21 protein-coding genes and 1 tRNA gene are annotated in these 22,920 nt (G+C 71.8%); 18 read left to right on the top strand and 4 right to left on the bottom strand.

Annotated features, from left to right (window positions below; all coding sequences use genetic code 11):
• Positions 1-73 precede the first annotated feature (73 nt).
• Positions 74-147, top strand: a tRNA-Gly gene (locus QRX60_RS50740).
• Here the strand turns inward: QRX60_RS50740 and QRX60_RS50735 are convergent.
• Complete coding sequence (locus QRX60_RS50735) at positions 99-4,760, bottom strand: HAMP domain-containing protein (protein WP_286003876.1); 4,662 nt, start codon at positions 4,758-4,760, stop codon at positions 99-101. The two genes, QRX60_RS50740 and QRX60_RS50735, sit on opposite strands and share 49 nt — an antisense overlap.
• 139 nt (positions 4,761-4,899) lie before the next feature.
• Here QRX60_RS50735 and QRX60_RS50730 point away from each other — a divergent pair, with 139 nt between their 5' ends.
• The 3 genes from QRX60_RS50730 to QRX60_RS50720 all read left to right on the top strand — a co-directional run bounded on the left by QRX60_RS50730 (position 4,900) and on the right by QRX60_RS50720 (position 7,427).
• Entirely contained in the window at positions 4,900-6,516 is a 1,617-nt protein-coding gene (locus QRX60_RS50730) for a SpoIIE family protein phosphatase (RefSeq protein ID WP_332845816.1), read from the top strand.
• 82 nt (positions 6,517-6,598) lie between these two features.
• The gene (locus QRX60_RS50725) at positions 6,599-7,141 is read left to right on the top strand and encodes a type 1 glutamine amidotransferase domain-containing protein (protein WP_285998605.1); all 543 of its coding nucleotides are present in this window, start codon (positions 6,599-6,601) and stop codon (positions 7,139-7,141) included.
• Between the two features lie 124 nt (positions 7,142-7,265).
• Positions 7,266-7,427, top strand: coding sequence for a hypothetical protein (locus QRX60_RS50720; RefSeq protein ID WP_285998604.1), 162 nt, complete (start codon positions 7,266-7,268; stop codon positions 7,425-7,427).
• 52 nt (positions 7,428-7,479) lie between these two features.
• On the opposite strand, the gene QRX60_RS50715 is transcribed toward QRX60_RS50720, so the two are convergent.
• A complete protein-coding gene (locus tag QRX60_RS50715) occupies positions 7,480-7,896 on the bottom strand; it encodes a hypothetical protein (RefSeq protein WP_285998603.1) in 417 nt (138 codons plus the stop codon).
• Between the two features lie 157 nt (positions 7,897-8,053).
• Between QRX60_RS50715 and QRX60_RS50710 the strand changes: the two genes are divergently transcribed.
• From QRX60_RS50710 to QRX60_RS50690, 5 genes are all read left to right on the top strand, one after another.
• Positions 8,054-8,482 (top strand): helix-turn-helix domain-containing protein, encoded by a 429-nt coding sequence (locus QRX60_RS50710; RefSeq protein ID WP_285998602.1) that lies wholly within the window; start codon positions 8,054-8,056, stop codon positions 8,480-8,482.
• Positions 8,479-9,333 (top strand): alpha/beta fold hydrolase, encoded by an 855-nt coding sequence (locus QRX60_RS50705; protein ID WP_285998601.1) that lies wholly within the window; start codon positions 8,479-8,481, stop codon positions 9,331-9,333. The genes QRX60_RS50710 and QRX60_RS50705 overlap by 4 nt, the downstream gene beginning before the upstream one ends.
• The gene (locus tag QRX60_RS50700) at positions 9,330-9,692 is read left to right on the top strand and encodes a DUF4180 domain-containing protein (protein ID WP_285998600.1); all 363 of its coding nucleotides are present in this window, start codon (positions 9,330-9,332) and stop codon (positions 9,690-9,692) included. Before QRX60_RS50705 ends, QRX60_RS50700 begins: the two co-directional genes overlap by 4 nt.
• Before the next feature lie 57 nt (positions 9,693-9,749).
• The gene (locus tag QRX60_RS50695; protein ID WP_285998599.1) at positions 9,750-10,844 is read left to right on the top strand and encodes a beta propeller repeat protein; all 1,095 of its coding nucleotides are present in this window, start codon (positions 9,750-9,752) and stop codon (positions 10,842-10,844) included.
• Between the two features lie 137 nt (positions 10,845-10,981).
• On the top strand, positions 10,982-11,821 hold the full coding sequence (locus tag QRX60_RS50690; RefSeq protein WP_285998598.1) for an SAM-dependent methyltransferase: 840 nt from the start codon (positions 10,982-10,984) through the stop codon (positions 11,819-11,821).
• A gap of 72 nt (positions 11,822-11,893) precedes the next feature.
• Here the strand turns inward: QRX60_RS50690 and QRX60_RS50685 are convergent, their stop codons facing one another.
• Both QRX60_RS50685 and QRX60_RS50680 read right to left on the bottom strand, forming a co-directional pair.
• Positions 11,894-12,727, bottom strand: coding sequence for an aldo/keto reductase (locus tag QRX60_RS50685; protein ID WP_285998597.1), 834 nt, complete (start codon positions 12,725-12,727; stop codon positions 11,894-11,896).
• 23 nt (positions 12,728-12,750) lie between these two features.
• On the bottom strand, positions 12,751-13,935 hold the full coding sequence (locus tag QRX60_RS50680; RefSeq protein ID WP_285998596.1) for an MFS transporter: 1,185 nt from the start codon (positions 13,933-13,935) through the stop codon (positions 12,751-12,753).
• Positions 13,936-14,071: 136 nt separating this feature from the next.
• On the opposite strand from QRX60_RS50680, the gene QRX60_RS50675 reads away from it, so the two are divergent.
• The 9 genes from QRX60_RS50675 (at position 14,072) to QRX60_RS50640 (ending at position 22,913) form a co-directional block, all read left to right on the top strand.
• Positions 14,072-14,521, top strand: a complete 450-nt coding sequence (locus tag QRX60_RS50675; protein ID WP_285998595.1) for a MarR family winged helix-turn-helix transcriptional regulator — start codon at positions 14,072-14,074, stop codon at positions 14,519-14,521.
• Positions 14,522-14,901: 380 nt separating this feature from the next.
• Positions 14,902-16,173 carry an ROK family transcriptional regulator gene (locus QRX60_RS50670; protein WP_285998594.1) on the top strand — a complete coding sequence of 424 codons (1,272 nt, stop codon included), beginning with the start codon at positions 14,902-14,904 and terminating at the stop codon, positions 16,171-16,173.
• 107 nt (positions 16,174-16,280) lie between these two features.
• Complete coding sequence (locus QRX60_RS50665) at positions 16,281-17,390, top strand: inositol-3-phosphate synthase (protein ID WP_285998593.1); 1,110 nt, start codon at positions 16,281-16,283, stop codon at positions 17,388-17,390.
• Positions 17,387-18,214: an SCO3242 family prenyltransferase gene (locus QRX60_RS50660; RefSeq protein WP_286003875.1), complete on the top strand. Its 828-nt coding sequence runs from the start codon at positions 17,387-17,389 to the stop codon at positions 18,212-18,214. Before QRX60_RS50665 ends, QRX60_RS50660 begins: the two co-directional genes overlap by 4 nt.
• On the top strand, positions 18,211-19,032 hold the full coding sequence (locus tag QRX60_RS51550) for a sugar phosphate isomerase/epimerase family protein (protein ID WP_332845815.1): 822 nt from the start codon (positions 18,211-18,213) through the stop codon (positions 19,030-19,032). Before QRX60_RS50660 ends, QRX60_RS51550 begins: the two co-directional genes overlap by 4 nt.
• Positions 19,029-19,574 carry an EboA domain-containing protein gene (locus QRX60_RS51545; RefSeq protein ID WP_332845814.1) on the top strand — a complete coding sequence of 182 codons (546 nt, stop codon included), beginning with the start codon at positions 19,029-19,031 and terminating at the stop codon, positions 19,572-19,574. The genes QRX60_RS51550 and QRX60_RS51545 overlap by 4 nt, the downstream gene beginning before the upstream one ends.
• The gene (locus tag QRX60_RS50650; RefSeq protein ID WP_285998592.1) at positions 19,574-20,425 is read left to right on the top strand and encodes a TatD family hydrolase; all 852 of its coding nucleotides are present in this window, start codon (positions 19,574-19,576) and stop codon (positions 20,423-20,425) included. The genes QRX60_RS51545 and QRX60_RS50650 overlap by 1 nt, the downstream gene beginning before the upstream one ends.
• The gene (eboE, locus tag QRX60_RS50645) at positions 20,422-21,549 is read left to right on the top strand and encodes a metabolite traffic protein EboE (RefSeq protein ID WP_285998591.1); all 1,128 of its coding nucleotides are present in this window, start codon (positions 20,422-20,424) and stop codon (positions 21,547-21,549) included. Before QRX60_RS50650 ends, eboE begins: the two co-directional genes overlap by 4 nt.
• Positions 21,546-22,913 (top strand): nucleotide pyrophosphatase/phosphodiesterase family protein, encoded by a 1,368-nt coding sequence (locus QRX60_RS50640; protein WP_285998590.1) that lies wholly within the window; start codon positions 21,546-21,548, stop codon positions 22,911-22,913. Before eboE ends, QRX60_RS50640 begins: the two co-directional genes overlap by 4 nt.
• The last annotated feature ends 7 nt before the right edge of the window (positions 22,914-22,920 follow it).

Below are 22,920 nucleotides of genomic sequence, written 5' to 3'. Positions count from 1 at the left end.
CCCCAGGGGGGTGTGTGGTCAGCCTAGCGGGTCACGCTAAGCTGACCTCGCACCCGGGTACCTCCGGGGGCACGCGGGTGTAGCTCAATGGTAGAGCCCTAGTCTTCCAAACTAGCTACGCGGGTTCGATTCCCGTCACCCGCTCCAAACGACGCGGCGTCCGCCTCCAGGGACGCCGCTATGACGTCCAGCAGCTTGTCCGTGTCCACCGGCTTCGTGATGTAGTCGTCCGCGCCGCTGGCCAGGGTGCGGGCGCGGTCCTCGGGTGTTGCCTTCGCCGTGACCGCGATCACCGGCAGGTCCGCGTTGGCCGCCTCGGCCCGGATCGCCGCGATCGTCGCGTTGCCGTCCAGCTCCGGCATCATCACGTCCATCAGCACCAGCGCCGTGTCCTCGTTGCGCTCCAGTGCCCGGATTCCGTCCACGCCCGTCTCCGCGTAGACCACCTCCAGGCCCGCCTGCTCCAGGACCGCCGCCAACGCGAAGACGTTCCGCAAATCGTCGTCGACGATGAGGACCTTCTCGCCGTGGAAGCGCTTCGGCGTCACGTCCGGGGCCGCCACCAGGACCGTGCTCGGGACCGGAGGCAGCCGCGGGGACGACAGCGCCGTCACGGCCGGGTCCACCAGGTTGGCCGCCGCCACCGGGAGGTACAGCGTGAACGTCGAACCGACGCCCGGCTCGCTCACCACCCGCAGCTCGCCGCCCAGGAGCTCGGTCAGCTGCTGGCTGATGTTCAGCCCCAGGCCCGTTCCGCCGTACTTGCGGCTCGTCGTGCCGTCCGCCTGGCGGAACGCCTCGAAGATCACCGCCAGCTTCTCCTCCGGGATCCCGATGCCCGTGTCCTCGACCGCGAACGCGATGATGCCGGGCGCGCTCCGGAGCGCTTCCTGCTCGACTTCCGCCGGGTCCGCCGCCCGGATGTGGAGGCGGACGCCGCCCTCGTCGGTGAACTTCGCCGCGTTCGACAGCAAATTCCTGAGGATCTGCTGGAGCCGGTGCTCGTCGGTGTGGACGCTGCCCGGCACCGGCGGGTCGATGTGGACCGCGAACTCCAGGCCCTTGTCCGCCGTCAACGGCCGGCACAGGGACTCGACGTAGTCCACCAGCTCCGGCAGCGTGATGTCGGTCATCTGCAGGTCGAGCCGGCCCGCCTCGACCTTGGCCAGATCCAGTATGTCGTTGATCAGCTGCTGCAGGTCCGACCCGGCCGCGTAGATCGTCTTCGCGAACTGGATCTGCTTCTCCGTCAGGTTGCCCTCGGGGTTCTCCGACAGCAGCTTCGCCAGGATCAACGCGCTGTTCAGCGGCGTCCGCAGCTCGTGCGACATGTTCGCCATGAACTCGGTCTTGTACTGCGACGCCACCGTCAGCTGCCCGGCACGCTCCTCCAGCTCCTGGCGCGCCTGCTCGATCTCGCTGTTCTTGACCTCGATGTCGCGGTTCTGCTGGGCCAGCAGCGCGGCCTTCTCGGCCAGCTCGGTGTTGGACCGCCGCAGCTCGCCCTGCTGGGCCTGCAGCTGCTCCGACCGCGCCCGCAGCTCCTGGGCCAGCCGCTGCGACTCGGTCAGCAGCGCTTCGGTCCGCGAGTTGGACAGGATCGTGTTGACGTTGACGCCGATCGTGTGCCGCAGCTGCTCCAGCAGGTCCTGGTGCACCGTGCTGAACTCGTTGACCGAGGCCAGCTCCAGCACCCCGAGCACCTCGCCCTGGAACAGCACCGGCAGCACGATGAGGTTCACCGGCGACGCCGAGCCGAGCCCGGACGACACCAGCGCGTACTCCGGCGGCGCGTCCTGGACCAGGATCGTGCGGTGGTCGACGGCGGCCTGCCCGATCAGCGACTCGCCGATCGCGAACCGCAGCCCGGCGCGCGACTGGGCGAGGCCGTAGGCGGCGATGCACTCGAGCACCGTGCCGTCGCGGTCGTCGTCGCGGGCCAGGAAGAACGCGCCCTGCTGCGCCCGGACCAGCGGGGCCAGCTCGGACAGGATCAGCGCGGCGACCGACGCCAGGTCGCGGTGCCCCTGCATCCGGCCCGACAGCTGCGCGAGGTTCGTCTTCAGCCAGTCCTGCTCGCGGTTGGTCCTCGTCGTCTCCTTGAGGTTCGCGATCATCTGGTTGATGTTGTCCTTGAGGTCCGCGACCTCGCCGGACGCGTCGACCGTGATGTGCCGGGTCAGGTCGCCCGCCGTCACCGCCGTCGCCACCTGCGCGATCGCGCGGACCTGCGTGGTCAGGTTCCCGGCCAGCTGGTTCACGCTCTCGGTGAGCCGCTGCCAGGTGCCGGACACGCCGTCGACCTCGGCCTGGCCGCCGAGCTTGCCCTCGGTGCCGACCTCGCGCGCCACGCGCGTGACCTCGGAGGCGAACGCCGAGAGCTGGTCGACCATCGTGTTCATCGTGGTCTTGAGTTCCAGGATCTCGCCGCGGGCGTCGACGTCGATCTTCTTCGTCAGGTCGCCCCGCGCGACCGCGGTGGTCACCTGGGAGATGTTGCGCACCTGGCTGGTCAGGTTGTGCGCCATGAAGTTGACGTTCTCGGTCAGGTCCTTCCAGGTCCCGGCCACGCCGGGGACGCGCGCTTGGCCGCCGAGGATGCCTTCGGTACCGACCTCGCGCGAGACGCGGGTGACCTCGTCGGCGAACGCGCGCAGCGTCTCGACCATGCCGTTCAGCGTCTCGGCGAGCGCCGCGACCTCGCCCTGGGCGTCGATCGAGATCTTCTTCGACAGGTCGCCGTTGGCCACGCCGGCCGCCACGGTGGCGATGCTGCGCACCTGGTCGGTCAGGTTGGTGGCCATGACGTTGACGTTGTCGGTGAGGTCCTTCCACGTGCCCGCGACGCCGCGGACGGTGGCCTGGCCGCCGAGCTTGCCTTCGGTGCCGACTTCGCGGGCGACGCGGGTGACTTCGTCGGCGAAGGCGGAGAGCTGGTCCACCATCGTGTTCAGCGTCGTCTTGAGTTCGAGGATCTCGCCGCGGGCGTCGACCGAGATCTTCTGGGTCAGGTCGCCCTTCGCGACCGCCGACGTCACCTGGGCGATGTTCCGGACCTGGTCGGTCAGGTTGTTCGCCATGAAGTTGACGTTGTCGGTGAGGTCCTTCCAGGTCCCGGCGACGCCGGGCACGGTGGCCTGGCCGCCGAGCTTGCCTTCGGTGCCGACCTCGCGGGCGACGCGGGTGACTTCGTCGGCGAAGGCGGACAGCTGGTCCACCATCGTGTTCAGCGTGTCCTTGAGCTCGAGGATCTCGCCCCGGGCGTCCACCGCGATCTTCTGCGTCAGGTCGCCGCGCGCGACGGCGGTGGCGACCTGGGCGATGTTGCGCACCTGGGTGGTCAGGTTGTTCGCCATGAAGTTCACCGACCCGGTGAGGTCGCGCCAGGTGCCGGCGACGCCCGGGACCTGCGCCTGCCCGCCCAGCTGGCCCTCGGTACCGACCTCGCGGGCGACGCGGGTGACTTCGTCGGCGAACGCGGACAGCTGGTCGACCATCGTGTTCATGGTCGTCTTGAGCTCGAGGATCTCGCCGCGGGCGTCGACGGTGATCTTCTGGGTCAGGTCGCCCTTCGCCACGGCCGTGGTCACGTGCGAGATGTTGCGGACCTGGTCGGTGAGGTTGTCGGCCATCTGGTTGACCGAGTCGGTGAGGCTGCGCCACGTCCCGGCCGCGCCGGCCACCTCGGCCTGGCCGCCCAGCTTGCCCTCGCTGCCGACCTCGCGCGCCACGCGCGTGACCTCGCCGGCGAACGCCGAGAGCTGGTCGACCATCGTGTTGAGCGTGTTCTTCAGCTGCAGGATCTCGCCGCGGGCGTCGACGTCGATCTTCTTCGTCAGGTCGCCGTTGGCCACCGCGGTCGCCACCTGCGAGATCCCGCGGACCTGGTCGGTGAGGTTGTCGGCCATCAGGTTGACCGAGTCGGTGAGGTCGCGCCACGTGCCGGCGACGCCCGGGACCTGGGCCTGGCCGCCGAGCTTGCCGTCCGAGCCGACCTCGCGGGAGACGCGGGTGACCTCGTCGGCGAACGACGACAGCTGGTCCACCATGGTGTTGATGGTGTTCTTGAGCTCGAGGATCTCGCCGCGGGCGTCGACGTTGATCTTCTGGGTCAGGTCGCCGCGGGCGACGGCGGTGGTGACCTGGGCGATGTTGCGGACCTGCTCGGTGAGGTTGTCGGCCATGAAGTTGACGGAGTCGGTCAGGTCGCGCCAGGTCCCGGACACACCCGGGACGACCGCCTGGCCGCCGAGACGTCCCTCACCCGCGATCTCGCGGGAGAGCCTCGTCACCTCGGCGGCGAACCTCGACAGCTGCGCGATGAGGCCGTTGACCGTCTTCGCCAGCGTGGCGTACGCGCCCTGCAGCGGGCGGCCGTCCAGGGTCAGGGTCATCGGCTGGGAGAGGTCGCCCTCGGCGACCGCGCCGAGCACCCGGTCCAGCTCGATGGTGGGCCGCGTGAGGTCCTCGACCAGGCCGTTGACGCTGTCGACGGCGGTGCTCCAGCCGCCGGGGCCGACCTCGGCCTCCAGCCGCTCGCTCAGCCTGCCGTCCTGGCCGACGGCCGCGCGCACCCGCAGCAGCTCGCTGACCAGCCGCTGGTTGCGTTCGGCGATGTCGTTGAACGCGACCGCGAGCTGCGCCGAGATGCCGTCGCCGTGCGGGACGAGCCGCCGGCGGAAGTTGCCGTCCCCGAGATCCCGCACCGCCACGAGCAGCCGCTCCAGCGCCGCCGCCTCGCTCTGGGATTCCGTTGTCATGTGTGCCGACCCTCTCCACCACGCATGCGCCAGCCATGGTCCTCGACCCAGCGTGTCATGATTCGCCCTACACTTCGAGCCAGTCCGCCCGCTCACGCGGTAACCGTGCGATAGCAGTCCGGAGGCAGGAGGTCCGTGCATGGTGTCACGTCCGGCCCCGGCCTCGGCGGCCCTGCCGCCGATGACCGGTGAGGACGCGCCGCCGGGCTTCGACGCCTTCGGGCGGGCCGTCCTCGAAGACGTGCGCGACGCGGTGTTCCTCCAGGACGCCGACGGCGCGCTGCGCTGGGCGAACCCGGCGGCACACACGCTGACCGGCGGCGCCGAGCCGCGGCTGCACCCGATCGCCGAAACTCCGACATCAGGGGCTTCGCCCCTGGCCGGGGGCTCCGCCACCCGGACCCCCGTAAGCCAGGTGGTCGGCCACGTCGAAGTGGCGGGCAACCGCCGCCCGGCCCGGATCCGCGCCCTGCCCGGCGGCTGGCACGCCTGGACCGTGCCCGCGGAAGACGTTTTACAGCGGCACGTCGGCGACTTCCTGGCCGAGGCCGGTCCCCGGCTGGCCGCCGCGCGCGGGCGTCACGGCACCGCGCGGGTGATCGCCGAGCTGGCCGCGTCCGCGCTGGCCGAGACGGTCTTCGTGCTGCTGCCGACCACCCGCGGCCGCTGGGAGTGGTGGAGCTGCGAGCGCCCGTCGGCGCACGGCCACGGCCGGATCCGCCGGGTCCCCGCGCAGGTCGCGCCGGTGCTGGCGGCGACGTTCGTGGCCACCGGGAAGCCGCAGGTGGCCCCCGTTCCGGCACCCGAGGTCGCCACCCTGCCGTCGGTCGTAGCCGATCGGTTCGCCGGCCACGCCGAGGTCGCGGTGGTGTCGCTGGGCCCGAACAGCGGCTCCGGCGTCACCGGTGCACTGCTGCTGGGCCGCAAGGCCGACCCGGAGTTCGGCGCCGAGCAGGGCCGGGCGGTCGTCGAGTTCGCCAAGGCGGCCGGGACGGCGCTGGCCAACGCGCAGCGCTACGCCCGCCAGGAGGAAGCCACGCGCGGCCTGGAGACCACGCTGCGCCCGGTCGACCCGCCCGAGCTGGACGGCGCCCGGTTCGAGACCTGGTACGAGCCGGCTGCCGGCGTGCTCGCGGTCGGCGGCGACTTCTACGACGTCCTCGCGCACGACGACGGCAGCGCGTTCCTGGTGCTCGGCGACATCTGCGGCAAGGGCGCCGAGGCCGCGGCGCTGACCGGGCGGGTCCGGCACGCGCTGACCGCGCTCGCCATGGTCGAGCGCGACGGCCGGACCCTGCTGCGGCTGCTCAACGAGCTGCTCATCGCCGGCGGCAGCAGCCGGTTCGCCACGCTGGTGCTCGGCACGGCCCGGCCGTCGGACGGCGGCGTCGGCCTGACGCTGGCCTCCGGCGGGCACCCGGCGCCGCTGATCGTCCGCCGGGGCGGCGTGGTCGAGGAGGTCACCGTCCCGGGGACGCTGGTCGGGATCTCGCCGCAGGCCCGGTTCGCCGAGGCGGAGGTGCGGCTGGAACGCGGCGACGTCTGCCTGCTCTACACCGACGGCATCACCGAAGCCCGCAACCGGCACGACCAGACGGAGCTGTTCGGCGACGACCGGCTGCGCGCGGTGCTGGCGACCGCGGCGGGCCAGCCCGCCCGGGAGGTCGTGCGGCGGCTGCGCCAGGCCGTGCGCGACTGGCTCGGCAGCTCCGCCCACGACGACATCGCGGTGCTGGCCGTGGAGTGCTCCGACTGACCGGATGTCCTGTGTGGACTGGGTTTGACCGCCCCCGGAGGGGGTAATTCCTTCGTGCATCGATCCCGACGGAGGAAGTTTCATGGCGAACGCACTGCAAGGACGCCGCGTCGCGATCCTGGCCGCGGACGGAGTCGAACAGGTCGAACTGGAGCAGCCGCGCCAGGCCGTCCTCGACGAGGGCGCGACGGTGGAGCTGGTGTCGCTGGACACCGGTGAGATCCAGGCGATGAACGGCGACATCGACAAGGGCGACCGGTTCACGGTCGACCGCAAGGTGGCCGACGTCGGCATCGGCGACTTCGACGCGCTGCTGCTCCCGGGCGGCACGATGAACCCCGACAACCTCCGGACGAACGGCGAAGCGGTCAAGTTCGTCGGTGATTTCGTCCGCGCGGGCAAGCCGGTGGGCGTCATCTGCCACGGTCCGTGGACGCTCGTCGAAGCGGATGTCGTACGCGGCCGGACGCTGACGTCGTTCCCGAGCATCCGGACCGACCTGCGTAACGCCGGCGCCACGGTCGTCGACGAAGAAGTCGTAGTCGACAACGGCCTGGTTTCGAGCCGCAATCCGGACGACCTGCCGGCGTTCTGCCGGACGGTCGTGCGGGAGTTCGCGGGCTGACGTCCTTTGTGGACATTCATCCGGTCGTGTCCTTAAGTCCGGCTTAAATCTGTTGGCTTTCGGCGCCCCGGCGGAGGACGCTGGGAATGTGACCAGGATCGCCCGTGGAGAGGAGGTGGACGCAATGACAGTGCAGGCACGCCGCTACGGCCGCTGGTGCCGGGAGCACTTCGACGTGGTCGCCGCCCAGGGCGTTCCCGCTCCCCGGCCCGCCGATGCCACCGAGGTCCCGGCGGAGCCGGAGCCGGAGCCCGTCCGGCCGGTCGTCGAACAGCCGCAGGGCTGACGCAGCGCACGAAGAAGCCGCCCCGGTCGTGACCGGGGCGGCTTCTTTCGCGTCATCCGTGGTAGCTGCGGCGGCGGTACCAGACCCGCCTCGGGCCGGGTGCGCCGATGCGCGTGATGACGTCGGTCAGCACGGCCCCGATGACCAGCCAGATGACCGCGGCCAGGCCGTCGTTGCAGAACACCCGGAACTTCTCGTTGTCCGGGGTGAAGAGGTTGCGCAGGCCGAGGGAGACGCCGGCCGACCATTCGGAGATGAGGTGCGCGAAGCCGTTAGCCGCGTTCGCCTCGCCGAACACCAGCAGGATGTGCACGGCGAGCACCAGCGCGAACACGCCGCGCACGAGGTGGATGAGGGCGTTGACCGTGCGCACGATCCGGATGCGCGGGTGGGTGCGCTCCACGACTTCTTCGGCCGGAGCCGGTTCGTACGGCGGTTCGTACGGTTCTTGGGGCGGGGGATACGGCATCGACGTCGCCGTCCTTTCGACTGTCCGATGTGGACGTACCTGGGCGAGCGGGAGCAACACCGGGGGATACCCGTCACCCGGGCGAGCGAACCACATGTTCCCCAAACTTCCCTGACTCTTGACATGGTAGGGTAGTTTGCGGAACATAAGGAGGGTCATGGCGCAGGAGGTCTTCTCCGTCGAACAGGTCGCCGCGAAGCTCGGGCTGCACGTCCGGACGGTCCGGAACTACGTGCGGGACGGGCGGCTCAAGGCGGTCCGGATCGGCAAGCAATACCGGATCGCCGCCGACGATCTCGAGGCCTTCACCGGGCTGCCGGTGGCGGAACCGCGGCCGGACCGGCCCGTCGCCGAACTTTCGAGCGTCGCCGAGGTCAGCGGCGTCGACCGGGCGACGGCCGACCGGATCGCCACCGTGGTCGTCGCCTCGGTGAACGGGCCGCGGGACGGGGGTGAGCGGCCCCTGCGCGTCGAGACCATCTACGACAAGGAGCGCGCCACCATGAAGATCATCGTGCTCGGCGACCTCGCCGCCGGCGCCGAGCTGCTGCGCTTCGTGGCCTCGTTCACCGAAGGCCTGTCGTGACCACCGTCTACCGCTCGGCCGAAGGCGCGGAAGCGGTCCGTCGGCGCTACGACGCCCTCCTCGAAGACTGGCCGGTGCCGTCCGAAACGCGCACTTTCGAGACCCGCCTCGGCGACACCTTCGCCGTGGTCTCCGGTCCGGTGGGCGCGCCGCCGGTCGTTGCGCTGCAGGGCTCCGGGGGCACCGCCGCGCACTGGCTGCCCGACATCGCGACGCTCGCCGGACACCTGCGCGTGCACGCCGTCGACGCGCCCGGGGAGCCGGGCCGGACCGTCGAAGCGCGGCCGCCGCTCGGGTCGCCGGCCTACGCCGAGTGGCTCGACGACGTCCTCGACGCGCTCGGACTGCCCCGCGCGGCCTTCCTCGGCACCTCGCTGGGCGGCTGGTGGGCACTCGACTACGCGCTCCGCCGTCCGGAGCGCGTCGCGGCGCTGGTGCTGGTCAACCCGTCCGGGATCGGCCGGCGCCGGGTCGCGCCGCTGCTCGGGTTCGCCGCCTACAGCCTGTTCGGCGCCTGGGGACGGCGGCGTTCGCTGGCCATGGTCGCGAAGGGCAGCCCCGCCGACCCGGCGCGGCGCGCGATCGGCGAGTTCACCCTGGCGACGTTCGAGCACTTCAAGCCGCGGCTGGAGCCGATCCCGGTCTTCCCGGTGGAGCGGCTGCGCGAACTCGCCATGCCGGTGCAGGCCCATTTCGGCGCGCACGACGTCCTCCTCGACCAGCGCGACGCCGCGGCGAAGCTGCGGGAAGCCCGGCCGGACGCCGACGTCCGGCTGGCCGAGGACGCCGGGCACTTCCTGCCCGGCTGGGCGGAGTCCACCGTGAAGTTCTTGAGGGGAGCAGGATCGTGATCGACCAGCGCCACGGCACCGGGGTGTGGTTCGTGCCGGCCGAAGGGCCGGACCTGGCCACCGAGCAAGACGCCGTCGACCTCGTCGGCGCCACCTACGGGCAGGCCGTCGACGTCCTCGTCGTGCCGGTCGAGCGGTTCCCCGCCCGGTTCTTCGACATGCACACCAAGCTCATCGGGCACTTCTTCTCGAAGATCGTCCAGTACGGCTTCCGGCTGGTGCTGCTCGGCGACGTCGGCGGGCACGTCGAGGCGAGCACGGCCTTCCGGGACGTCGTGCGGGAGTCGAACCGCGGCCGGAACGTCTGGTTCGTGGCCGACCTCGCCGAGCTCGACGCCCGGCTGGCCGCCGCGCGCTGAGCCGCGCGGTGGAACCTCGCGCTGGAGGGGCAACCCCCTCCCGCGCGGCACGTCCAGGTGATCATGAGAATCCCGGCGCTGCTCGCGTCCGTCCTCTCCCTCCTGGCCGTGGTGGTCTCGCCCGCGACGGCGGAAACCGTTGTCCCGAGGGGGTTCCGGCCCGCATCGACGAGCTGGACGAGCCCCGCCACCGGGTACGTCCTCGGCTACTCGCCCTGCGGGAAGTCGTGGTGCCCGGCGCTGCTGGGCACGGCCGACGGCGGAACGCACTGGCGGCGCCTCGGCGCGCCGCCGATGGCGTTGCCGGACAACCACAACCACGTCGCGCTGACGTTCGCCGGCGACCGCGTCGGGTACGTCAGCGACGGCGTCCACGTGCTGTCCACGCGCGACGGCGGCGCGAGCTGGCACCCGGTCGGCCTGGCCGGGGCGCGGGAGCCCTACTACGTTTCGAAGATCACCGAAACCGCCGGCCGGGTCTTCGCCGTCCTCACCACCTACGGCGAGGGCCACGGCTCGACGCGGCTGTACTCCGGCGCCGCCGGCTCGCCGGTGCTGGTCCCGGTGCCCGGCTTCGCGGTCGATGGCGGGATCACCTACGGCGACCTGGCCGTCGGCGGTGGCCTGCAGGTCGCGCTCGGCGCGGACTACGGCACGGAGAAGTACTGGACCTCGCGCGACGGCGTCCGCTTCACCCCGGCCGGACCGCCGTGCCCGGCCGGGTCGGTCGCCTCGCTCGCCGGGGTCCGCGACCGGCAGGTCGTGGCCCTGTGCAGCAGCAGCCCCGGTTCGCCGCAGCCCGGGTCGACCGAGCGGCAGCTGCGCCACGCGGCGAAGCTCGGCGGGACGTTCAGCGGTGGTGACGCGGCGCCCTTCGCGGGGATCACGCAGGGCTTCGCCGCGGCGTCGCCGATGTCGGCCACGGTCGCGGCCGAAGGTGGCGGCACCGGGTTCCTGCACAGCACGGCCGACGGCGGCCGCACCTGGACGACGACAGTTCTGTCCGACCGTGGGCTCTGCCTGACCGATCTCGACTTCCCCGGCGGCGGCGTCGGGGTCGTCGTCGACGGTCAGCCGGACGCCGACGGCGGTTCCGCCCTGTACCGGACCACCGACGGCGGACACAACTGGCGCGAAGTGCGAATCGGGTAATAGTCCCTGGCAGGTAAGGCCCTTCGGCCCGGTTCACTTGGTGAACGGCATGTCGTAGTCTGAGCACTGTCCGTTGCCGGACAAAGGTGGCCGGGCCCGGGGCAGGGGCCGGCGCCACAGACGAGGGAGAACAGTCGATGACGCCTGGCGACCTGCGGTCCGGAACCGAGGGAGGCTCGGCGTCCCTCGATTTCTCCAAGGCGAGCCTGGCCCGGCTGTCGGACGCGCTGCTGGGCGGCCACGACCACTACGAGGTCGACCGCGAAGCGATGCGGCGCCTGCTGGCGATCGCGCCCGGCGCGCACACGATGGCGAAGGAGCACCGCGACTGGCTGGTGCGCGCGGTCCGGTTCCTCGCCGGGAAACGCGGCATCGACCAGTTCCTCGACCTGGGCTCCGGCATGCCGACCGCGGAGAACACCCACCAGGTGGCCCAGCGGTACAACCCGGACGCGCAGGTGGTGTACGTCGACAACGACCCGGTCGTGCAGGTGCACGGCCGGGCGCTGCTCGAGGAGAACTACCTGACCCACGTGACGGGCGCGGACCTGACCCGCCCGGCGGAGACGCTGGCCGACGAGGTCGTCAAGGAGTACCTCGACTTCACCCGGCCGGTGGCGCTGATCCTGACGTCGATCGTCCACCACATCGACGACTACGGGCGCGCGAAGTCGATCGTCGCGGAGTACGTGGCGGCGCTCGCGCCCGGCTCGTACCTGCTGCTCACGCACCACTTCGACCCGGAAGAGGACTCGCCCCGCCAGGAACTGGCGCGCCTGCTGGAGACGAGCTTCCAGGGCACCGGGCTGGGCAGCGTCCACCGCACCCGGGAGCAGATCACGGCGTTCTTCGAAGGCACCGAGCTGCTCCGGCCGGGGCTGGTCTACCTGCACGAATGGTGGCCCGACGGGCCCCGCATCCACCCGTTGAGCGAGCTGAACTTCCTGACCCTGGGCGGAGTCGCCCGCAAGCAATGAGCTTTGCCGCGGCTCGTCGTGAGTGGTTAGGGCGGTTCTAACCGCCCTAACCACTCACGACGGGGGTGCGGGTCAGGCGGCGTTGAAGGTGTCCGGGTCCGGGCCGGTGCGCTCGCCGCGGTCCAGCGGGGTCAGCGAGTCCAGCTCCTCCTCCGAGAGGGTGAACCCGAACAGGTCGAAGTTCTCCGCGATCCGTGACGGCGTCACGGACTTCGGGATCACGACGTTGCCCAGCTGCAGGTGCCAGCGCAGCACGATCTGCGCCGGCGTGCGGCCGTGCTTGACCGCCAGGTCCGCGACGATCGGGTCGCCCAGCAGCGAGCCGCCCTTGGCCAGCGGGCTCCACGCCTCGGTCGCGATGCCGTGCTTCGCGTCGAACTCGCGGACCTCCTGCTGCTGCAGGTAGGGGTGGAGCTCGATCTGGTTGACGGCCGGGGCGACGTCGGCCGCGTCGAGCAGTCGCTCGAGGTGCGCGGGCTGGAAGTTGGACACGCCGATCGCGCGGACGCGTCCGTCGGCGTGCAGCTTCTCGAACGCCTTCCACGTGTCGAGGTACTTGTCGCGCTCCGGCGTCGGCCAGTGGATCAGGTACAGGTCCAGCTGCTCCAGGCCCAGCTTCTTCATGCTCTCGTCGAAGGCCTTGAGCGTCGTGTCGTAGCCCTGGGCGGAGTTCCACAGCTTGGTGGTGACGAACAGCTCGTCGCGGGCGATGCCGGACTCGGCGATCGCCTGGCCGACGCCCTTCTCGTTGCCGTAGATGGCGGCGGTGTCGATGCTGCGGTAGCCCGCTTCGAGGGCGGCCTTCACGGCGGCGGTGGTCTCGTCGTCCGGGACCTGGAACACGCCGTAGCCCAGTTGGGGCATCCGCACGCCGTTGTTGAGTTCGATCACGGGCACGCTGGTCACGAGGGTTCCTTTCGGTGGGAGGTTCATCGGGCGGGTACCCGTTCCCCGGCTTCGAAACTAGCCGGGGCCTTGCGGTCGAGCAGGCCGGAGACGAGCGCGACGGCGAGGCCGGCCGCGGCGAGCACCGCGCCTATCCAGTTGGGGGCGGTGTAGCCGAGGCCGGCGCCGATGGCCTGGCCGCCGAGCCACGCGCCGCCGGCGTTGCCGAGGTTGAACGCGGCGATGTTCGCCGCCGAGGCCAGCGCCGGGGCGCCTTCGGCCTTGGCCATCACGCGGGCCTGCAGCGGCGGGACCGTCGCGAACCCGGCCGCGCCGAACAACGCGATCGTGATCGCCGCCGGCACTTTCGCGTGCGCGGTGAAGACGAAGGCGACGAGCACCAGCGCCAGCGCGGCGAGGATGACGTACAGGCTGGGCATCAGCTTGCGGTCCGCGGCCTTGCCGCCGAGCAGGTTGCCGGCGAACAGCCCGGCGCCGAACAGCACGAGCAGCCAGGTGACGGCGCCGCCGGAGAAACCGGCGACTTCGGTCATCATCGGCGCGATGTAGGTGAAGGACGCGAACACCCCGGCGAAGCCGAGCGCGGTCATGGCCAGCGCGAGCCACACCTGCGGGCGGCGGAACACGGCGAGCTCGCCGCGCAGGCCCGCGTCCGGGTGCGGTTCCTGGTGCGGGACGAGGGCGAGGATGCCGATCGCGCCGATCACCCCGAGCGCGCTGACCACCCAGAACGTCGAGCGCCAGCCGAAGGCCTGGCCGAGCGCGGTCCCGGCGGGCACGCCGAGCACGTTGGCCACGGTCAGCCCGGTGAACATCAGGGCGATGGCGCTGGCCTGCTTGGCCGGGGCGACCAGCGAGGCGGCGACGACCGAGCCGACGCCGAAGAACGCGCCGTGCGAGAGGGCCGCGACCACCCGGCCGGTCATCAGCAGGCCGTAGCTCGGGGCCAGCGCCGAGAGCACGTTGCCCGCGATGAACAGGCCCATGAGCGCGACCAGCACGGTCTTGCGCGGGACCCGCGAGGCGAGCGCGGTGAGCACGGGGGCACCGACGACGACGCCGAGCGCGTAGCCGGAGATGAGCAGGCCTGCGGACGGGATCGAGACGCCGAAGTCGGCCGCGACCTCGGGCAGCAGGCCCATGATCACGAACTCGGTGGTGCCGATCCCGAAAGCGCTGATCGCGAGGGCGAGCAGAGCGGCGGGCATGGACTTCCTTCTTCCAGGGTAGGCTTGTGGGCGTGAGCAACTACGAGCGTCCGATATAGTTGCACACGCCGTATATTGCACAGGCTTGATAGTGCAGCGTGCAAGGGAGTACGCGCAAGCCCGGGAGAGGTGAACCGTGTCACTGGACGACGACGCCGTCGAAGCCCGCGCGCAGGGCTGGCGCACGCTGGCCGCGCTGCACGCGCGGATCGAGGACAGGCTGCAGCGCGCGCTCGAGCGCGACCACGAACTGTCGGTGAGCGAGTACAGCGTGCTCGACGCGCTGGCCCGCCAGGACGGCTTCCACCTCCGGATGAACCAGCTCGCCAACGCGGTGGTGCTGAGCCAGTCGGCGACCACCCGGCTGGTCACGCGGCTGGAGGGCCGCGGGCTGCTGGCCCGCTACCTCTGCGCGGACGACCGCCGGGGCATCTACACGGAGGTGACGCCGGCGGGCCAGACGCTGCTGACGGCGGCGCGTCCGACCCACGACACGGCACTGGCGGAAGCCCTCGCCGAAGCCGAGTCCTTGCCGGAACTGGCACCGTTGGTCGCCGCGCTCGGCACCCTCACCTTCACCCCCTGACCCGAGCGCCCCAAGGTGGCCTTCGGTGCGTCCAACGCACCCAAGGCGGCCTTCGGTGCGTTGAGCGCAACCAAGGCCACCTTGGGGCGCTTGCGGAAAGTTTCGGTGCTGTCGCGGCACTTTCGCGTCGTTGCGCGGCAAGAGTTCCTGCGTCCCGGTCAGCGGTACACGACGGAAGTCGGTCCCGTTCGGCGGTGGGATTCGGGCGGGTGCACGCCCTAACCCCTGCTCCATCCGTGGGACCCTTTTGCTGGCCGCGTTCGATAGTTTCGCTGGTCAGAACGATTTCTGTGGCTTTTGTCCACGAAAGGCGCCGTTGACCCGATCGTTTCGCCGCACCTAATTTGTTGAACCACCAGACGAACCGGGGTGGTGTCGGCGTGGACTCCTCCTTTTCGCTCAAACCGGTGCGCCCGGCCGACCAGGCCGCCGTCCGCCGGAGCAACCTGGCGCTGGTGCTGCGGCACCTGCGGGATGCGGGACCCCGCTCGCGGGCGGCGATCGCCGCGGACACCGGGCTGAACAAGGGGACCGTCTCGAGCCTCGTTTCGGAACTCGTCGAGCGCGGGCTGGCGCGGGAAGGCGAGCGCGAACGCGCCGGCGCGGTCGGGCGCCCGGGCACGATCGTCGAGCTGGACGGCCGCGGCGTCGGCGGCATCGGCGTCGAGATCAACGTCGACTACCTGACCGCGCTCGCCCTCGACCTCACCGGCACCGTGCTCTTCGAACAGCGCGTGGCGCTCGACGTCCAAGCCCTTCCGGTGGCGAAGGTGCTCGACGCGGGCGCGGAGCTGACCGCGCGTGCGCTGCGGGAGTGCCGGCGGCTCGGGGTCGTGCCGGCCGGCGTGACCGTCGGCATCCCGGCGCTGGTCGACGTCACGAGCGGCACCGTCGCCTTCGCGCCGAACCTGCACTGGACCGACGTCCCGGTGGTCCGCGGCATCACCGAGCGGCTGACCCGGCGGCTCGGGCCGCCGTCGTTCCCGATCCGCACGGCCAACGACGCGAACCTCGGCGCGCTCGGCGAGTACGCGATGGGCAGCGTCGCCGGGACCGCCGATCTGGTGTACCTGACCGGCGAGATCGGCGTCGGCGGCGGCGTGATCTCCGGAGGACGGCTGCTCGGTGGTGCGGAAGGGTTTTCCGGAGAGGTCGGGCACATCCAGGTCGATCCCGGGGGCCGCGTCTGCGGGTGCGGGCGCCGCGGCTGCTGGGAGACGCTCGTCGGGCTGGCCGGGATGCTGCGGCTCGCCGCGTCGCCGGCCGACCCGGTGCACGACCCGTCGCTCGACCTCGAACAGCGGCTCGACATGATCCGCCGCCGCGCCCAGCTGAAGGACAAGCGGACCCTCGACGCGCTCGCGCAGGTCGGCACCGGCCTCGGCGTCGGCGCGGCCGTGCTGGTCAACGTCTTCAACCCGCGCGTGGTGCTGCTCGGCGGCTACTTCGCCCAGCTGGGCCCGTACCTGCTGGGCCCGATGATGACCGAGCTGGAGGCCCGGGTGATCGCCCCTCGCATCGGGGGCTGCCGCGTCGAGCTGTCCTGGCTCGGGTTCTCCGCGGCCGCGCGCGGCGGGGCGCACGTCGCGCTGCAGGCGGTGTTCGACGACCCGGCGCTGGTGCCGGTGCAGGCGGAAAGGGACAGCGGATGACCGAAGGGAAACGCCTGCCCCCGCCGGCCGATGGACACGGGGTGGGCCTCGGCGCGCCCGGCGAACGAGCGGCGGGCGCGGGCTGAACCACTGACCAGGGAGGAAACATGGGGAAGATCGGTGTCTGGCTGATCGGAGCCCGCGGATCGGTGGCCACCACGGCCGTCGCCGGGGCCGCCGCGATGCGGGCGGGACTCGCCGCGCGCACGGGGTGCGTGACCGAGCTGCCGGACTTCGCCGGGGCGGCGCTGCCCGGCTTGGGGGACCTGGTCTTCGGAGGCCACGACGTCGTCGGCACGCCGCTGGTCAAGCGGGCGGACCAGCTGGCGGCGGCGGGGGTGCTGCCGGCCACGCTGCCCGGCCCGGTCACGGCCGAGCTGGAAGCGGCCGAATCCCGGCTCCGCCCGGCGCCGTCCGGCGGCGGGCGCCCGGCGGTCGATCGGATCGTCGCGGACCTGACCGAGTTCCGCGAGGGTCTGGACCACGTCGTCGTGCTCAACGTCTCCTCCACCGAACCGCCCTGCGCGCCGCACCCGGCGCACGCGTCGCTGGCCGCGTTGGAGGATGCGCTGGAAGTCCTGCCGCCCAGCGCCTTGTACGCCTACGCCGCGTTCCGCGCGGGCTGTGGCTTTGTCGACTTCACCCCGTCCACCGGCGCGCGGCTGCCCGCGCTCGACGAACTGGCCCGCGCTGCCGGGCAGCCCTACGCGGGCCGCGACGGCAAGACCGGCGAGACGCTGCTGCGGTCGGTGCTCGCGCCGATGTTCGCCCAGCGCGCGCTGAACGTCCTGTCCTGGTCGGGCACGAACCTGCTCGGTGGCGGGGACGGTGCCACGCTCACCGACCCCGGCGCGGCGTCGAGCAAGAACGCGTCGAAGCAGCAGGTGCTTGCGCAGAACCTCGGCCGGGAGGTCGACGGGGAAGTGCACATCGACTACGTCCCGGCGCTCGGCGACTGGAAGACCGCCTGGGACCACGTGCTGTTCGAAGGTTTCCTCGGCACGCGCATGACGCTGCAGCTCACCTGGCAGGGCTGCGACTCCGCGCTCGCCGCGCCGCTGGTGCTCGACCTGGCCCGGCTGACCGGCAAGGCGTGCCGCGACGGCGTCGCCGGCCCGGTGGCCGAGTTCGGGTTCTTCTTCAAGGATCCCGTCGGCGACGGCCCGCACGACCTCGCGTCGCAGTACGCGGCCCTGCGTGAGTGGGCGAACCGGTGAAGGCGCTCGTCGAACTCGTCCGCGCGCCCGCGGCGCTGACCGTGCCCGGGGACGCCGTCGCCGGGGCCGCCGCCTCGGGCTGGCCGTTCGGCCGCCGGACGCTGGCTCTGACCGGCGCGTCCGTCTGCCTCTACTGGGCGGGCATGGCGCTCAACGACTACACCGACCGCTACCTCGACGCGATGGAACGGCCCGAGCGGCCGATCCCGTCCGGCCGGGTCAAGCCGGGCACCGCGCTCGGCGTCGCCACCGGGCTGACCGCGGGCGGGCTGGGCATCGCCGCGGCCGCCGGCGGGAAACGGGCGCTGCGCGTCGCCCTGCCGCTGGCCGCGACGGTCTGGGCGTACGACTTCGTGCTCAAGGAGACCGTGTTCGGACCGGCCGCGATGGCCGCGGCCCGCGCGCTCGACGTCCTGCTCGGCGCGGGCGGCGCTCGCGCGGCCGTGCCCGCGGCGCTGACCGTCGGGGCCCACACCTACGCGGTGACGACGTTGTCAAGGTCCGAAGTGGACGGTGCCAAGCCCGCCCTGCCGGCGGCCACCCTCGCCGCCACGGCCGGGGTGCGCGTCGCCGCCGGCCGCGTCGGCCCGCTGGCCTCGGCGCTGCTCGGGGCGTACGCGGTGACCACCGGGCGGGCGCAGTACGACGCCGTCCGCGACCCGGCCGCGCCGAAGATCCGGCGGGCGGTCGGCGCGGGCATCCACGGCATGATCCCGCTGCAGGCCGGGCTGATCGCCCGCACCGGGGCGTGGCGCTCGGCGCTGGCCGTCGCCGCCGCGTTCCCGATCGCGCGGGCGCTGAGCCGGAAGGTGTCGCCGACATGAGGTTCGGGTACGGCACCAACGGCTTCGCCAACCACCGCCTCGGCGACGCCCTGCGCGTCCTCGCGGACCTGGGCTACGACGGCGTCGCGCTGACCCTCGACCACCAGCACCTCGACCCGTTCGGGCCGGATCTCGCCCGCCGCGCCGCCGAAGTCGCCGCGGACCTCGATCGGCTCGGGCTGGCCGTCGTCGTCGAGACGGGGGCCCGGTTCCTGCTGGACCCGTGGCGCAAGCACTCGCCGACGTTCCTCGACCCCGACCGGGCCGTGCGCATCGAGTTCCTGACCCGGGCGGTCGAGATCGCCGCGGACCTCGGGGCGGAAGCGGTTTCCTTCTGGAGCGGGACCAAGCCCGCCGAGCTTCCCGCCGAGGACGCCTGGACACAGCTGGCCGACGGGTGTGCCGACGTGCTCAAGGCGGCCGACGAGCACGACGTCAAGCTCGGCTTCGAGCCGGAGCCGGGGATGCTCGTCGAGGACCTCGACGGCTATTTCGAGCTGGCCCGGCGCCTGGGTGACCCGGAGCGGTTCGGCCTGACACTGGACATCGGGCACTGCCGCTGCAACGAGTCCGCGTCGGTGCCCGACTGCGTCCGGCGGGCGCTGCCGCGGCTGGTGAACGTCCAGATCGACGACATGCGCCGCGGCACCCACGAGCACCTGGAGTTCGGGCGGGGCGAGATCGACTTCCCGCCCGTGCTGGAAGCGCTGTCGCCGTACCGCGGGCTGGTCGCGGTGGAACTGCCGCGGGACAGCCACGCAGCCCCGCGGATCGCGCGGGAGTCCCTGGAGTTCCTGCGGAAGGCGGTGACGGCGTGAACGCCTGGCTCGACGAAGCCCTGAGCAAGGTCGCCACCGACGCGACGGCGTTGCGCACGCTGTTCCCCGGCGTCGGCCGCCGCGTCGGCCGCGGTCCGTCGGACACGCCGGGGTGGACGGTCGACGACGTCGCTCGCGTCCGGCTGCTCCAGGCCGCACCCGGTGCGGCCGCCGAGATGCCCGACCTCTACCGCTACGGCGACGCCGCCGAAAAACGGGCCGTCCTCCGTGGACTGTCCGTTGTGGACACAGGAGCTGCCGGGCTCGACCTGGTCGCCGACGCGCTGCGGACCAACGACCCCCGGCTCGTCACCGCCGCGATGGGGGAGTACGCCGCCGCCCACCTGGACGACGCGGCCTACCGCCACGGCGTCCTCAAGTGCGTCTTCATGGGCATCCCCCTGGCCGAGGTGGCCGGGCTGGACCGCCGGACCGACGACGAGCTGCTGCGGATGATGCGGTCGTTCGCCGCCGAGCGCACCGCCGCGGGCCGCGACGTGCCCGCCGACCTCCTCCCGCTGCTGACCGAACAGGACGCCTGATGCGCATCTTCGACCCGCACATCCACATGAGCTCCCGCACCACCGACGACTACGCGGCCATGCACGCCGCCGGCGTCCGCGCGCTCGTCGAGCCGGCGTTCTGGCTGGGCCAGCCCCGCACGAACGTCGGCAGTTTCACCGACTACTTCGACGCGCTCGTCGGCTGGGAACCGTTCCGCGCGAGCCAGTTCGGCATCGCCCACCACTGCACGATCGCGCTGAACCCCAAGGAGGCCAACGACCCGCGGTGCGCGCCGGTGCTGGACCTCCTGCCGCGCTATCTGGAGAAGGACGGCGTGGTCGCGGTCGGCGAGATCGGCTACGACTCGATGACCGCGGAGGAGGACGAGGCGTTCGCCGCGCAGCTCGCGCTGGCGATCGACCACGACCTGCCCGCCCTCGTGCACACCCCGCACCGCGACAAGGCCGCCGGGACCGAGCGCAGCATCGCCGTCGTCCGCGAGTCGGGGATCGCACCCGAGCGCGTGGTGCTCGACCACCTCAACGAGATGACCGTCGCGATGGTCAAGGAGTCGGGCTCCTGGATGGGGTTCTCGATCTACCCGGACACGAAGATGGACGAAGAGCGGATGGTGGCCATCCTGCGCGAATACGGGACCGAAAAGGTGCTGGTGAACTCGGCCGCCGACTGGGGCAAGAGCGACCCGCTCAAGACCCGCAGGACCGGCGACGCGATGCTGGCCGCCGGGTTCACCGAGGACGACGTCGACCGGGTGCTGTGGCGCAACCCCGTCGAGTTCTACGGCCAGAGCGGGCGGCTCGACCTCGAGCCGGACACCGCGCCTGCCGAGTTCGCGGGCAACTCGATCCTGCGAGGTGCGCGCAAGTGAGGTTCCGGCACCCCGACGGCACGCCCGTCCACCTCGCCTACTGCACCAACGTGCACCAGGCCGAGGACCTCGCCGGTGTGCTCACCCAGCTGGCCCGCTTCGGCGAGCCGGTCCGGGAACGGCTGGGGGTGGACCGGCTGGGGCTCGGCCTGTGGCTGGCCCGCCCGGTGGCGAGCGAGCTGGTCGCCGACCCGGCGGCGGTCTCGCGGCTCCGCGGCGAACTGGCCGCGCGCGGCCTGGAGGTCGTCACCCTCAACGGGTTCCCCTACCAGGGCTTCCACGACCCGGTCGTCAAGCACAAGGTGTACCGGCCGGACTGGTCGACGCCCGAGCGGACGCAGTACACCCTCGACCTGGCTCGGCTGCTCGCCGAGCTGATGCCGGAGGACGCCGTCCGCGGCAGCGTCTCGACGTTGCCGCTGGGGTGGCGCACGGAGTGGCGGGACGACGGTGGCCAGCTCGAACTGCTGGCCAAGGGGCTGGCCAGGCAGGACCGTCCGGTCCGCGTGGCGTTCGAGCCCGAGCCCGGCTGCGTCATCGAGACGACGACGCAGGCGGCCGCGTTGCTGTCCGAAGTGGACAAGAATTGGCTCGGCGTCTGCCTCGACACCTGTCACCTCGCGGTCGGGTTCGAGGACCCCGGCGCCGCGCTCGGGCGGTTGGCGGCCGCCGGGCTCGACGTCGTCAAGCTCCAGGCGTCGGCGGCACTGGAAGCCGCGAGCCCCGCTGATCCCGCGACCCGGAAGGCCCTGGAATCGTTCGTGGAACCGCGGTTCCTGCACCAGAGCAACGAAAGCGCTCCACCGGGCGCCGACGACCTGGACCTCGCGTTGGCCGGGGGACTGCCCGGCGAGGCGCCGTGGCGGGTGCACTTCCACGTGCCGCTGCACGCCGACCCGGCGCCGCCGCTGACCTCGACCCGGCCGGTGCTGGCCGCGACCTTGGCCGAGCTGTTCGGCGGCGCGACCGCGCGCACCGACCACGTCGAGGTCGAGACCTACACCTGGCAGGTGCTCCCGGACGCACCCGCCGACGACGCCGGGCTCGTCGCGGGCATCGCCGCCGAGCTCGACTGGGCGCGGCGTTCCTTGATCGAACTGGGCTTGGAAGAGGTTACGGAATGAGTTTGCTGGTCCTCGACGTCGTCGGCCTGACGCCTCGGCTGCTCCCGCACATGCCCAACCTGCGCAGGATGGCCGAGCCCGGCTTCACCGCGCAGCTCGACACGGTGTTCCCGGCGGTGACCTGCTCGGTGCAGTCGACCTTCCTCACCGGGCTGCAGCCGGCCGAGCACGGCATCGTCGGCAACGGCTGGTACTTCCGCGACCTCGGCGAGATCCTCCTCTGGCGCCAGCACAACAAGCTGGTCCAGGGCGACAAGTTCTGGGACGCCGCCCGCCGCGCGCAGGCCGGCCACAAGGTCGCCAACGTCTGCTGGTGGTACGCGATGGGCATGGACGTCGACCTCACGGTGACCCCGCGGCCGATCTACCACGCCGACGGCAAGAAGTCCCCGGACGCCTACACCCACCCGCCGCAGCTGCACGACCGGCTCGTCGGCGCGCTCGGCGAGTTCCCGCTGTTCACCTACTGGGGGCCGACGGCGGCGATCACGTCGTCGAAGTGGATCATCGCCGCGGCGCAGAAGATCATGGCGGAAGACCAGCCGGACACCACGCTCGTCTACCTCCCGCACCTGGACTACGACCTGCAGCGTTTCGGCCCGGACGCGCCCCAGGCCGAAGCTGCCGCGCGCGAGATCGACACCGCGTTGAAGCCCTTGCTGGACTTCGCGGCCGCCGGCGGGCACACCGTCGTCGCGCTCTCGGAGTACGGCATCACCAACGCGAGCCGGCCGGTGGACATCAACCGGGCGCTGCGTCGCGAGGGCCTGCTCAGCGTGTACGTCCAGGCCGGCATGGAGTACCTGGACCCGTGGACGTCAAGGGCGTTCGCGGTGGCGGACCACCAGGTCGCGCACGTCTACGTAGCCGACCCCGCCGACATCCCGCGGGTGCGGGACATCGTCGCCGGACTGTCCGGTGTGGACGTCGTCCTGGATCGTCCGGGGCAGGCGAGCATCGGGATCGACCACCAACGCGCGGGCGAACTGGTCGCGATCGCGGAGCCGGACGCGTGGTTCACGTACTACTACTGGCTCGACGACGACCGCGCGCCGGACTTCGCGAAGACCGTCGAGATCCACCGCAAGCCCGGCTACGACCCGGCCGAGCTGTTCTTCGACCCGGACGATCCGGCGGTGAAGCTGAAGGCGGCGTCCGCGCTCGTCCGCAAGAAACTCGGTCTGCGCTACTCGATGCAGGTCGTCCCGCTCGACCCCACGCCGGTGCGCGGCAGCCACGGGCGCCTGCCCGACTCTCCCGAAGACGGGCCTGTGCTGCTGTGCTCCGATCCGGCGCTCGCGCGCGAAAAGATCCACGCCACCGAAGTCAAGGATCTGCTGCTAGCGGCGGTCCGTACCGAGTAGGACTCAT

Origin of the sequence: Amycolatopsis mongoliensis (assembly GCF_030285665.1) — a bacterium.
In the GTDB taxonomy this organism is placed as follows: domain Bacteria; phylum Actinomycetota; class Actinomycetes; order Mycobacteriales; family Pseudonocardiaceae; genus Amycolatopsis; species Amycolatopsis mongoliensis.
The sequence above is the reverse complement of the archived record's forward strand: the minus strand, read 5'-3'. Positions and strand labels throughout refer to the sequence as shown.